10 protein-coding genes are annotated in these 12,867 nt (G+C 70.5%); 1 reads left to right on the forward strand and 9 read right to left on the reverse strand.

What is annotated here, in order from left to right; genetic code table 11:
* Positions 1–7: 7 nt before the first annotated feature.
* The 9 genes from AFR_RS12940 to AFR_RS12980 all read right to left on the reverse strand — a co-directional run bounded on the left by AFR_RS12940 (position 8) and on the right by AFR_RS12980 (position 11,352).
* Entirely contained in the window at positions 8–2,371 is a 2,364-nt protein-coding gene (locus AFR_RS12940; RefSeq protein WP_041842118.1) for a glycoside hydrolase family 65 protein, read from the reverse strand.
* Between the two features lie 4 nt (positions 2,372–2,375).
* A complete protein-coding gene (gene ftsH, locus AFR_RS12945) occupies positions 2,376–4,460 on the reverse strand; it encodes an ATP-dependent zinc metalloprotease FtsH (protein ID WP_023360915.1) in 2,085 nt (694 codons plus the stop codon).
* Positions 4,461–4,465: 5 nt separating this feature from the next.
* Entirely contained in the window at positions 4,466–4,768 is a 303-nt protein-coding gene (locus tag AFR_RS12950; protein ID WP_023360916.1) for an EthD family reductase, read from the reverse strand.
* Positions 4,769–4,903: 135 nt separating this feature from the next.
* Positions 4,904–6,382, reverse strand: coding sequence for a hypothetical protein (locus tag AFR_RS12955; protein WP_023360917.1), 1,479 nt, complete (start codon positions 6,380–6,382; stop codon positions 4,904–4,906).
* Positions 6,379–6,726, reverse strand: a complete 348-nt coding sequence (locus tag AFR_RS12960) for a PadR family transcriptional regulator (RefSeq protein ID WP_023360918.1) — start codon at positions 6,724–6,726, stop codon at positions 6,379–6,381. Before AFR_RS12960 ends, AFR_RS12955 begins: the two co-directional genes overlap by 4 nt.
* A 95-nt stretch (positions 6,727–6,821) precedes the next feature.
* Positions 6,822–8,519, reverse strand: a complete 1,698-nt coding sequence (locus AFR_RS12965; protein WP_023360919.1) for a cytochrome c biogenesis protein CcdA — start codon at positions 8,517–8,519, stop codon at positions 6,822–6,824.
* A 68-nt stretch (positions 8,520–8,587) separates the two neighbouring features.
* The gene (locus tag AFR_RS12970) at positions 8,588–9,688 is read right to left on the reverse strand and encodes an acyl-CoA dehydrogenase family protein (protein ID WP_023360920.1); all 1,101 of its coding nucleotides are present in this window, start codon (positions 9,686–9,688) and stop codon (positions 8,588–8,590) included.
* A gap of 81 nt (positions 9,689–9,769) precedes the next feature.
* Positions 9,770–10,699, reverse strand: a complete 930-nt coding sequence (locus AFR_RS12975; RefSeq protein ID WP_041840827.1) for an RNA polymerase sigma factor — start codon at positions 10,697–10,699, stop codon at positions 9,770–9,772.
* A gap of 41 nt (positions 10,700–10,740) precedes the next feature.
* Positions 10,741–11,352, reverse strand: a complete 612-nt coding sequence (locus tag AFR_RS12980) for a TetR/AcrR family transcriptional regulator (protein ID WP_023360922.1) — start codon at positions 11,350–11,352, stop codon at positions 10,741–10,743.
* A gap of 147 nt (positions 11,353–11,499) precedes the next feature.
* Here AFR_RS12980 and AFR_RS12985 point away from each other — a divergent pair, with 147 nt between their 5' ends.
* Positions 11,500–12,861: an FAD-binding oxidoreductase gene (locus tag AFR_RS12985; protein WP_023360923.1), complete on the forward strand. Its 1,362-nt coding sequence runs from the start codon at positions 11,500–11,502 to the stop codon at positions 12,859–12,861.
* Positions 12,862–12,867: the final 6 nt, after the last annotated feature.

Consider the following 12,867-nt stretch of genomic DNA (forward strand, 5'->3'; position numbering starts at 1 on the left):
CTCCCCGTCAGGCAGCTCCCTCGCGGATGCGGCGGGCGAGAGGCTCGCGACCCCGCGGCTGGCGTACCGGCTCGACGGGCTCCGGGGCCGGGATGGGCCGGGCCGTGGAACCGTCGCGGGGCACGGTGATCAGCTCGCCGTGGTGACGGAGCTCCAGGTCCTCGCCGTACACCAGGTGGTAGACCGCCTGGTCCGGGGTTATCTCCACGACCAGGCACCGGCCGCGCCAGCGCAGCCGGAACACGATCCGGGTCAGTGCCCCGGGCAGGCGGGGTGCGAGGGCCAGGCCGGTCGAGAGGTGGCGCAGGCCGCCGAACCCGGCGACCACGCCGTTCCAGGCGCCGGCCAGCGCGGCGATGTGCAGGCCGTGCGCGGTGTTGCCGGCCAGGTCGCCGAGGTCGAGCAGGGCGGTCTCGCTCACGTAGTCGTACGCCAGGTCCAGGTGGCCGGTCTCGGCGGCGATGACCGCCTGCGTGGCCGCGGACAGCGACGAGTCCCGTACGGTGATCTGCTCGTAGTAGGCGAAGTTGCGGGCCTTCTGCTCGGGGGTGAAGGCCTCCGGGCACAGTTGCATCGCCAGGACCAGGTCGGCCTGCTTGACGACCTGCTTGCGGTAGATGTCGAAGTACGGGAAGTGCAGCATCAGCGGGTACTGCCCGGGCGAGGTGCCGGCGAAGTCCCAGCGGCCGTGGCTGGTGAAACCTTCCGACTGGGCGTGCACTCCGAGCTGGTCGTCGAAGGGGATCACCATGTTCTCGGCGGCTTTGCGCCAGGCGGCCGTCTCCTCGGCGGCGACGGCCAGTTCGGAAGCCTTGCCGGGGTGGCGTTCACAGGCCGCGGCGGCGCCGTTCAGGTTCCGCTGGGCCATCAGGTTCGTGTAGATGTTGTTGTCGGCCACCGCGCTGTACTCGTCGGGACCGGTGACCCCGTCGATGCGGAAACCGCCGCCGGGAGCGTGCTGGCCGACCGACATCCACAGCCGGGCGGTCTCGACCAGCAGTTCGACCCCGACCTCCCGCTCGAAGTCCGCGTCACCGGTGGTCTGCACGTGCCGGATCACCGCGTCGGCGATGTCGGCGTTGAGGTGGAAGGCGGCGGTGCCGGCCGGCCAGTATCCGGAGCATTCGGCGCCGCGGATGGTGCGCCAGGGGAAGGCGGCGCCGGACAGGCCGAGTTGTTCCGCCCGTTCCCGGGCCTGGGGCAGGATGCTCTGCCGCCAGCGCAACGCGTCGGCTGCGGCGTCGGGTGCGGTGTGGCTGAGCATCGGCAGCACGAAGGTTTCGGTGTCCCAGAACGTGTGTCCGTCGTACCCGGGCCCGGTGAGGCCCTTGGCCGCGATCGCGCGCCGTTCCGCCCGGGCGCCGGCCTGCAGGACGTGGAACAGCGCGAACCGGACCGCCTGCTGCAGCTGCGGGTCGCCCTCGATCTCGACGTCGGCGCTGGCCCAGTAATCGGTCAGATAACGGCGTTGCTCGTCGAGCAGGCCCTCGAAGCCGTGGTAGCGGGCGACGGTCCGGGCGGCGCGGACCTGGTCATTCAGGGCCGGCAGGGAGCGCTGCGACGACCAGCCGTACGCGAGGTGCTTGACGATGCGCAGGTGCTGACCGGGCAGCAGCCGGCAGGTGATCGTGGTCCGGCCCAGGTCCTCGTGCGCCGAGGTGTGCACCTGGAAGCCGTCGGGGGCGTCGATGTCGTGGGCCATGGTGGCGGCCATCCGCAACCCGGACTGCTCGACGCGGTGCAGCAGCGTCACTCCCGAGTCGTCCACGTAGTGCGCCTCCGGCTGCAGCGGCTGAACCAGCGCCGCCTCCACCCGGGGGTCGTTGCCGCCGGTGGGCAGCTCCTCGTTGGCCACGAGCTCGGACTGCACGACCACCAGAATGGGCTGGTCGACCGCGCTGACGGTGTACCGGATCGCGGCCACGGCGCGCTGCGCCAGCGAGACCAGGCGCTCGGAGCGCACGCGCACCGCCTTACCGGCCGGCGAGACCCATTCGAACTCCCGGGTCAGGGTGCCGGCGCGGAAGTCCAGCACCCGTTCGTGGTGCCGCAGGTCGCCGTACCGGATGTCCAGCGGCTCGTCGTCGACCATGAGCCGCAACACCTTGCCGTTGGTGACGTTCAGGACGGCCTGCCCCGACTCGGGATAGCCGTACCCGCCCTCGGCGTAGGGCAGCGGACGGTACTCGAAGAAGGAGTTCAGGTACGTGCCCGGGAGCCCGTACGGCTCGCCCTCGTCGAGGTTGCCGCGCAGCCCGATGTGGCCGTTGGCCAGAGCGAAGACCGATTCGGCGTGGCCGAGGTTGCCGGGGTCGAACCCGGTCTCCCGGATCGCCCACGGCTCGATACCGAAATTGCGTTGTTCCAGCATGGCGTCAGATCCGCTCAGCTCGTTGGTCTGCATCGGAATCGGTGATGGCTGTTCGTGCGGTTACGCTCGCCGCCGGCTGCGCGTCGTGCAGCGCCGGAACGAGGGCCGGCACTTCGCCGCGGGCGACCACGCCGGGTGCCTGCTCCCGGTCGATCCCGGCAGCCGCGTAGGCGTCGGCCTCGTCCAGCGTCTCGGCCTCGAGGAGCCGCCCGGCCAGCCGGTTCAGCTGTTCACGGTGCTCGCGAAGGAGCTGGAGCGCTGCGGTGTAGCACTCGTCGACGATCCGGCGGACCTCGCGGTCGATGAGTTCCTTCGTGGCCGGCGCGACGCCGTCCAGGCCGAAGGGGGACTCGCTGCCGGGCGGCGGCAGGACCGACACGGGCCCGATCGCGTCGGACATGCCCCAGCGGCCGACCATCTGCCGGGCGATGGTGCTGACCTGGTCGAGGTCGCTCTCCGCGCCGGTGGTCATGTCGCCGTAGACGACCTCCTCGGCGGCCCGGCCGCCCAGCGCGCCGATGATCCGTCCCCGCAGGTATCCGGCCGAGTAGCCGTAGCGGTCGGCCGAAGGACTCTGGAACGTCACGCCCAGGGCCTGCCCGCGCGGGATGATCGAGATCTTGCGGACCGGGTCTGCGCCCGGCGTGAGCATGCCGAGCAGGGCGTGACCCGACTCGTGGAACGCCGTGCGTTCCTTCTCCTCGCCGGTCAGCATGATGCCGCGCACCGTGCCCAGCATGATCTTCTCGAGGGCGTCGGTGAAGTCGTTGTTCTGCACGACCGTGTGGCCACGGCGTGCGGCCAGCAGAGCGGCCTCGTTGACCAGATTCTTCAGATCCGCGCCCACCATGCCCGGCGTGGCCGAGGCGAGCGACTCCAGGTCGACCCCGGGCGCCACCGGTACGCCGCGGGTGTGCACGCGCAGGATGGCCGACCGCCCGTTGAGATCGGGCGGGCTGACCGTGACGCGCCGGTCGAAGCGGCCCGGCCGCAGCAGTGCGGCGTCGAGAACCTCCGGCCGGTTGGTGGCGGCCAGCACGACCACACCTTCGCTTCCGGTGAAGCCGTCCATTTCGGTGAGGATCTGGTTGAGGGTCTGCTCGCGTTCGTCGCTGCCTCCGAGGGACTGCGAACCGCCGCGGGCCCGGCCGATCGCGTCCAGCTCGTCGATGAAGATGATCGACGGGGCGACCTTCTTGGCCTGCTCGAACAGGTCGCGGACCCGGCTGGCCCCGACGCCCACGATCATCTCGATGAACTCGGATGCGGACATCGAGAAGAACGGCACCTCGGCCTCACCGGCCACGGCGCGGGCCAGCAGCGTCTTGCCCGTACCGGGAGGGCCGGACAGAAGGACGCCGTGCGGGATCTGGGCACCGAGCATGCGGTATTTCCCGGGCTCGCGGAGGAAGTCGACGATCTCGGTGACCTCCTGCTCGACCTCCTCGATGCCGGCCACGTCATCAAAACACGTGCGTGCTCCGCGCTCGGGTTGGTAGAGCTTGGCGCGTGACTTGCCGAAGCCGCCGATACCGGCGCCCGAGCCGGCCGAGCCGCGGCGCATGAACCAGATCAACAAACCGACCAGCAGGATCGTCGGCCCGAACCCCAGCAGAACCTGTTGCCAGACCGGCGCGCGGCGGTCGGGATTGTTGGCGTTGACCGGTACGTTCGTCGACTGCAGCTTGGCGAACAGGTTGTCCTCGGCGAACGACGGCCGTTGCGTGGTGAACCGCTCGACCCGCTCTGCCTTCTTGGCGCCGGTCGGTGTGTACGACGTCCTCGCCTTGAACGTGCCGTCGATCGCCTCGCTGGTCGAGGTGATCTCGGCGATGTTGCCCGCGTCGACCTGGGTCAGGAAGAACGTGTACGACACGGTCGTGCGCGGCGCCGGTGCGAGCAGGAACGAGGAGATGACCCAGTTGAGGGCGAGCAGGGCCAGCAGCATCCAGCCGAACCGCTGCCAGGCCGGGCGCTTGCCGGGTCCCGGTCGGCGCCGGTCGCCGTCGGGGTGACCCTCGACCCGCCACGGGGGAGCCGAGACCTCCGGCGGGGTGTCAGCCCGGCCGGAGGTCTGCTTGCTTCTCACGGTTGTTACGCCTCGATGTCGGAGAACAGGCCCTTGAAGGGGACCTGGGTTCCCACGAGACCGCCGAAGAGGTCGCCGGCGGCCGGCGTGGCGACGGCCGCGGAGGCGTCCTCGTAGCTGTCGAAGTACAGGTCCAGGGTCCGGTACGCGGGGGTGGCGGTGCCGTCCTCCTTGGGCCACACCTTGGCCGACTCGAGCCGCTGGAGCTTCGGGAACTTCTCGGCGGCCCGCTTCACGTCCTCGTAGACCCGCTCGAAGGCCTCGGGGTCCGTGGGGTTGTCGATGATCAGCGTGATCTTGGTGGGCATGGCCCTCTCCTCACCTCGGTCGGTGAACTGGCCCGCAGGCCCGCACCGGTGAAACGAACGTTCTGTCCTGACCAACGGTAGGGCGCCGAGGAGCGCGTGTCAAGACCGAACGTTCTATCCGCAGTGATTCGGGAGCTAAGCGGGCTTCACCGCGACCACGCCGGGCATGGTGGCGACCTCGGCGGCGAGACCTGGCAGCACTCCCGGGCTGCTCAGATCGACCTCCCAGAAGTACGGCAGGTCACGGCCGGCTCCGGCCGGAAGCGGCGCACCCCCGCAGTAGGCATTGCGGTAGGCCGCGGACGTCGGGTCGAAGTAGAAGGTGAAGCCGCGCATGCCGGGATTGCGGGCGATCGCCGCATCGATGAGATTGCGCTGTTCCGCAGTGGTCTCCGGGCGGATGAAGACCCGGGCGAGGTAGCTGAGCCGATCGCCGTTCGCGGATTCCCAGGCCGGTGTGGCCAGCACGCAGGTCCGGTCGGCGGCCGCGGCGGAACGGGCACTCTCGGCGAGTTGGGGTACCCGGTCGGCGAACCCCGCCGCGACCAGGGCCGCCGCGGCTGCACCGAACGCCACGACGCGGGCCGGCCGCGACCGTTCACTGCGGCGCGGTGTCGCTGCCAGCAGCACCATCACGCCCGCAAAAAGCAGAGCAGGCTGCCACAGTCCGATCAGGACTCCCCGCAACCCGAGGAAGACCTTCTCGTCGGCCAGCCGCGGGGCTTCGTCCGGGATCGAGTACAGCATCACGAACGCCACCAGCGGCAGCATGATGACCAAACCGATCGTTGCCGAGAGGACGGTGAGCACTCGCAGCAGCCGGCGCCCCTGGACCCGGCGCGCGACCCATCCTGTCACCAGCCAGCCGATGAGCGCACCGGCCAGCCCGCCGATCAGCGCGATGGCCCACAGCAGAGCCGGCGCCGAGCGCGAAACGGTGAACGTGGCGTTGCCCTCGGGGGACCACGCGGCGGGCTTGTCGACGAGCCTGTCCTCGAAGCGCAGGACCAGGCCGTCCCGGGTGGCCCAGAATGTCGCGGACGTCGAGGCCGGCGGTTCGTCGTCCGGCGCGGGCCGGGTGACTTCCACGTCGCCGCGGATCTTCCAGCCCTGCGCCGCGAGCCGGTCGCGGACCTGCTCCGTGTACGCAGGGACCTCGCGGGTCTCGTTGGTGTGCTGCGCCCAGTACTCCGCGAACCCGTACTGCCAGCCCTCGCCGTCACCGGTCCGCACCCACCGGGCCGCGTCGCCGCCGCCCCACACGGTCAGGCCGGGGAGCACCTCCCGTTTCAGCTCCTCGGCCGCGGCGCCCTGGGGCAGCGACGGCGCCAGTGCCCAGCCCAGCGGAGCCGCGGCGGCCGCGCCGAAGACTCCCGCCAGCAGCGTCATCAGCGTGGCGATCACCACGACGGCACGACTCCGGGGATGCCCCAGACGGGCCCGCAAACCATGGCGCAGAAGGTTCAGCGCCTGTCGCGCCGAAAGCCGGGACTGCCCGCCGTCGACGATCGTGTCCAGCAGCTCCTCACGTCTCGGGCCCGGCGGGTAGGCCATCAGCAGCCGGTGCAGCTGCCGTTCCAGGCGGCTCGGGCCGTCGAACTCGGCTGTTGTCACGCGATCACCAGGCCCGCGGTGGCCTGGCCCAGTCCGAACCGCCGGGCGGAGAGCTGGCCGTTCGCCGCGTTCACGCTGGCCTGGAGCCGGGCCGCCTCGGCGTCGAGGGCGGTCGCACCCTCGTTGGTGAGGCGGTAGTACCGGCGGGCGCGCCCGCGGACGATCTCGTCGCGGTCCGGCTCGACCAGACCCTCGTCGACCAGCCGGTCGAGCGCGGCGTAGAGCGTTCCGGCCTGGAGCTTCACCCGGCCGTCGGACAGGCGGTCAGCCTCCTGAATCAACGCGTAGCCGTGGCGGGATTCCGTGGCCAGCGCGGTGAGGATCCAGAACGTGGGTTCGCGCATAAGGTTCGCACCTCCATATAAAGATGATCTCAATATAGAGCACGTACGCAAGACCCGGCAGATCGATCAGGCTCGTTGTGGCGCGGGCCGGCGTTTCAGCCGAAGGTGAACGAGTAGGCGCTCAGCCCTGGTGACAGCGAGGCCGTCAACGTGCCGCCACCGAGGCGCGGCCGATGCAGCACCGTGTAGATGTTCGGGGCGCCGCTGACCTCGTACGTCTGGGTCTTGCCCTGGACCGTGACCTTGACCGTGCCGGTGCCGCTGAGGTTCAGATAGATGTCGCGGGCGGTGTAGTTCAGCGTGATCGCCGAGTCCTTCTCGGCGGTGATCGACTCGTCGGTGACCGTCCAGGTGCCCGACAGGCCGTAGGCGTAGGAGGTGTCGGCCAGGTCCCCGGGCAGTGTGTAGGTGGCCTTGCCCGGGTGCAGCGGCGTCTTGCCGGAGTAGTACTGGGCACGGGCCGCACCGAGGTAGGTCTCCGGTGACTGCCAGGACGCCGTCGGCGTGCGGTCGGGCACGTCCGTGGCGGCGGGCAGGATCACATCAGGATGTGCGGTGCTCAACAGGCGGCGGATGAGTTCCTCGGTCTGCGGGTACTGGCCTTCGCCGACTCCGGCGTACCGGATCCGGCCGGTGGCGTCGATGAGGTAGTCGGCCGGCCAGGACTGGTTGTGGAACGCGTCCCAGGTCTTGAAGTTGTTGTCCAGGGCGATCGGATAGCCGATGTCGAGCCGCTGGGCGCCGGCGGCGACGTTGCCGGCGTCGTGCTCGAAGGCGTACTCCGGCGTGTGCACGCCGATCACCTCCAGTCCACTGCCGGCGTACGCACGGGCCCAGGCGTTCACGTGCGGGATGGCCCGCTGGCAGTTGATGCAGGAGTACGCCCAGAAGTCGACGAGTACGACCTTGCCCTTCAGCTGCGCCGGCGTGACGGGTGCGTTCCCGGGTGTGTTGAGCCAGCCGTCGAGGCCCGTCAGCTGCGGGGCGGGACCGCAGTCGCTCAGTGCCGGAGCGACCTGGCCCGCGGTCTCCTGGCAGGCGGCCAGCGCGGTCGAGGCGCCACCGCCGGTCAGAGCCCCGGCCACCGCGCCGGCGGCGTCGATGCGGTCGTTCAGCGCGCTCGTGTAGTCCGGGATCGCCCGCTGTACCGCGTCGGTGACGTTGAAGGTCAGCGCGACCGCCAAGGCGACCACCACGCCGCCGGCCGCGATACGGATGCCTCGTTGCCGCGTCCGGAAGGAGCGCAGCCGGTCGGTGATGCGCCAGCCGGCGAGGGCGAAGATCAGCAGGGGGATGGCCGTACCGAGGGCGAAGGTGGCGATCAGCACCAGAGTGGACGCACCGAAGCGTCCGGTGGCGCCGGCCACCGCGATGGCGGCGAGCACGGGGCCGGCGCACGGCACGTAGACCGCACCCAGGGCGAGCCCGAGCAGGAATCCACCGCGGTCCTGCCCGGGGGCTCGCGGCGCCAGACGGGCGAAGGGCCGCTCCAGCCACGCCTCGAACCGCGGGACGATCATCCCGATGCCGAGCAGGGCCAGGATCACGATGCCGGCCCAGCGGATGATGTCCTGAGGCACCGGCAATGCCCGCAGAACCAGAGATCCGAGCACCGTGAAGACGCTGAAGCTCAACGTCAGCCCCAGTACGACCAGCAGCGGCCGGCGGCCCGTGCTCTCCCGGCCGGCGGCGGTGCCGGACGACAGGAAGACCACGGGCAGGACCGGGAGCACGCACGGCGAGATCCCGGTTATCAGACCGCCGACGAAGCCGATCAGCGCGAGAGTGATCATGTGTGGATTGTGTCCACCCTCAGGGCTCCAGTGCCTTACGAGGTGCTTACGGGTGGGCCGGTCCTGATTTACACGAACGGCCAGCCCGAGGGCTGACCGAGGGCCAGGCGGCCGGGGACGGTCCACTGGGTGGTGGAGAGGTTGGCGGCCTGGGCCGTGGCCATGCCGTCCCGGTGGATCCGGCCCAGACGGCTGGTCCGGTAGAGAGGTTCGGAGCTTCCCGCCTCGTACATGGCTGCCAGGACCGTACGGGCGGTCTCCGTGATGTGGCAGATGGCACCCCGGACGGCGGCTCGTTCGCGCTCGGTCGCGGACGCCCCCGCACGGTCGAAGATCTGCTGGGTGGACAGCAGCAGACCGCGGGCCGCCGCAACCTGGGAGAGCGAGCGGCCGACAGCCACGGAGACATGGTCCTTCTCGGCCAGGGGGATGCCGTCGAAGCCCCTCTTGACCGCGGCCACCTCGATCAGCTCGTCGATCGCCGCCTCCGCCATGCCGATCAGTACGGCGGCACAGCCCGGGTAGAGCAGACTGACAACAGGCATCCCGATGGTGCGGTGGGTCGCGAACAGGCTCTGGGTCATGAACGACGGGACGAAGACGTCGTCGGCCGTGACCGAGTTGCTGTCGGAGGCACGCATGCCCACGACGTCCCAGGTGTCCTGGACCGTGACGTCCGGCCGCGGCACAGCGCAGAAGCGCAGTCCCGCGAAGCCCGGACCCGCAGCCGGGTCAGCTCCGGCCAGCAGGTACCACTCGGCGGCATGGGCGCCACTGACGATCTTCCAGGTGCCGGTCAGGCGGTAGCCGCCGTCGGTGACGGTGAGCAGGCCCGGCTGGCCGGAGTTCGCCATCAGCGGCGGCACACCGCCCGTGAAGATCCGCTCTACGGCCTCATCCGGCAGCCACCCGGCGATGAAGCCGAGGTTGAAGTTCCACAGCAGCCAGGCCGTCGGGCCGTCGATGCGCGCCACCCGGGCGTAGAAGTCCAGCGCCTCCGCCACCGGCACCTCGAATCCGCCCAGCTCGCGGGGGGTGAAGAGGCTGAAAGCACCCCGCTCCCGCAGTTCAGCCACGAGCTCGTCGGGCGCGCGGCCCAGCTCCTCGGCGCGGTCGCGGTGCTTCTCGATCGCCGGGCGCAGCAGCTCGGGCAGGTCTTCGATCGGCATGGCCGGTCTCCTTCCGTACGGGCCGTGGGCCGGCCCTCCGGAACGGGATGCGACGGATGCGCGGAAAGTGCGGTGCGAAACCTATGATCCAGATCTCACCCCGGTGTCGTACGCGACGGCCAGGCGTGCCACTCGTCCTCGACTCATCCGGAAGAGCCAGGCCGACCCCGCGGGGCAGTGATCGGGGTCCGAGGCGGGGTTGAGGAAGTCGGTCTCCCACACGAGCACGTTTCCGCTGGCAGTGGCATCGCGCAGGCGGATACCCACCCCGGCGCTGAAGGTGTAGTCCATCATCAGCCGCAGCGCTGACCGGTCGCCGGCCAGGCCGCCCAGCGCCACGACGGACAGATCGGGCTGGTACCAGTCCTCGATGACCCGTTCGTATTCGTCACCCTGCATCGCGGCGAGGTGCTGCCGCGCCAGCCGGCGGTGGCCGTCGGCCTCCAGATCCGCCTCGGGGTGGGCGTCACCCGAGCTCTCCTGCAACGTACGCGTGAGCGCCCGCCGCCCGTCCCGCAACCGGCTGCCGACCGTCTCCTCGGGGATGCCGCACAGCTGGGCTATCTGCCGGTACGAGCGGAACTCGGTGAAGTAGCGCAGCAGCGTCACCTCGCGCAGGGCCGGGGACAGCAGGCCGACCGCGTGCCGCACCCAGTCGCGGGCGTGTGACCGCTCGATCACCTCATCGGGCCGCGGGTCATCGGCGGGCGGCAGCAGCGACTCGGGTTCGGCCACCGGCACGGGTTGGCGTTGCCGCAACCGCATCAGGCAGTTGTTGCGCACGATCTGGCGCAGCCAGGCACCGGCGGCGGCCGGTTCGCGCAGGTCGGAGAGGCGCTGCAGGGCCGTGAGCACGGCGTCCTGGACAGCGTCCTCGGCCTCGTCGGTGTACCCGAGCACCGCGATCGCGGTGGCGCGCATCCCCGCCCGGTGCCTCTCGGTCAGCACGACAAACGCGGACACCTCACCGGTGAGCGCCGAGGTGACCAACTCTTCGTCCGATCTGAGCATGCACCCAGTGAAGCGCGCGGCGCCCGGCCCGCCAACCGTCGTCAGTGGGCGGACTCGGCCGCCTGGCGCTCGGAGTTGATCCGCAGGAGTCCTTCGATGCCGCGCAGGAAGGTGTCCGCCACGAGGGTGGGTTCGAAGAGGCATCCGGCCGCCATTGCACCGTCGCGGAGCATGACGAAGTGACGCGCGGCAGGATCCGCTGTCTCCTCGTGGACCTGCGCCATCAGCGTCGTCAGCGTGTCCAGGAACCACTGCCGGTGGTCGATGATCTCGCGGTGCACGGGATGGTCGTCGTCCGGATACTCGGCGGCTGCGTTGAGGAAGGCGCATCCGCGGAAGCCGGGGGACTGGATGCCGTCGGCGATGGAGTTGGCGATGGCCAGCAGGGGTTCGACGGGTGAGGGTGCGGAGGTGTTGATCGCCGTCTCGAACCGGCTGCGGTCCATCTGATGGACCTCACGCAGGTACGCCAGGATGAGGTCGTCCTTGCTGGGGAAGTGCCGGTAGAACGTGGCCCGGGTCACCTTGGCCTCGGCGATGATCCGGTCGACGCCGACGGAGTGGATGCCCTCCGCGTAGAAGATCCGGATTGCCGTGTTCAGGAGCCGGAGGCGAGCCTCCGAGGGCCGGGTTTCCGTGTCACCGCGCGTCATGCCACCATCTTAACGAATAGAACGTTCGTTCTGAAATCTCCACTTCCGATGAACGCCGGACCGGCACGAGAACGTCGTAGGGCGTGCGGGTCGCCGGATGTTCCGGACCCCGGCTGAACACCGAGGCACCCAAGGAGTGGACGACCCATGCCCAGCAATCCCGACCTTTCCCCGGCCGCCGAGGCCGCCGCCGCTCTCGAGGACGTGGTGCGTGCCGAGCGGATCGTGACCGACGCCGCGGCGATCGATGCCGCGGTACCCCCGTGGAACGGCGCCGTGGCTGATCGCCCGGCGATCGTCGTCCGGTGCGCAGAGGTCGGTGACGTCCGGGCCGGGATCTCGGTGGCCCGCCGGCTCGGCCTGCCGTTGTCCGTCCGCGGGCGTGGACATGACTGGGCCGGGCGCTCGCTGCGTGCGGGCGGCCTGACCCTGGATCTGTCCGGCCTGAGCAGTGTCCGCGTCGACGCGGAGAAGGGCCGGGCGATCGTCGGCGGCGGCGCCGGCATCGGCGATGTCCTGCGGGCCACCGGCGATGCGGGGCTGGTTGCGGTGACCGGTACGACCGACTCGGTGGGTTTTGTCGGCCTGGCGATCGGCGGCGGATACGGGCCGCTCAGCGGGCGGTTCGGACTGGCCGCCGACAACCTGGTCGCGGCCACCGTGGTCCTGGCCGACGGGTCCGTGGTGAACGCCGATCCGGATCTGCTCTGGGCGCTCCGGGGCGGTGGCGGCAACTTCGGCGTGGTGGTGGAGGCCCAGTTCGACGTCCACCGGGTGCCGTCGGTGGTGGGCGGCGCCGTGATCTACCCGTTCGACCAGGCCACCCAGGTCCTGAAAGGCCTGCGCGAGCTGCACGCCGAGATGCCCGACGAGCTCTCGGTGCAGACCGCGCTGCTCAGCGGGCCCGACGGGGCTCCCGTGGTCCTGCTGTCACCGACCTGGTGCGGCCCGCTGGCAGCCGGTCTGGCCGGCGACGGCCCGGTGCAGGCGCTGGCCCGGCTGGGCACACCCCTGATGGCCCAGATCGGCGAGAAGCGTCTCGCCGACGGGGCGGCTGAGCTGGGCGCGATGTTCCCGTACGGGCGGCACGTGGAGATCCGGACGCGTTCGGTGCCGGTGCTCTCCGAGGACGTGGCCGAGGCGCTGGCCGACCACGTCGCCCGCAAGCCCTCACCGCTGACCGCGGTGTCCCTGCACCCCTTCCAGGGCGCCGCGACCAGGGTCGCGCCGCAAGCCACCGCGTTCGGTACGCGGGATCCTCACCACATGATCGAGATCATCTCGGTCTGGACCGACGAGCACGAGTCGCCGGTGCAGCAGCAGTGGACCCGAGACCTCGACGCAGCCCTGAAGCCGTACGCGCTGCCCGGCGGCTACCCCAACCTGCTGGCCGCGGACGCCGTGGACCAGATCGAGTTCGGCTTCGGCGGCAACGCCGGTCGCCTGCGCTCGCTCAAGGCCCACTTCGACCCGTCCGAAGTGTTCAGCGCGATCCCGCTGCCGCGCTGAGCTGGG

The sequence above is a fragment of the Amorphoplanes friuliensis DSM 7358 genome (assembly GCF_000494755.1).
GTDB lineage: Bacteria > Actinomycetota > Actinomycetes > Mycobacteriales > Micromonosporaceae > Actinoplanes > Actinoplanes friuliensis.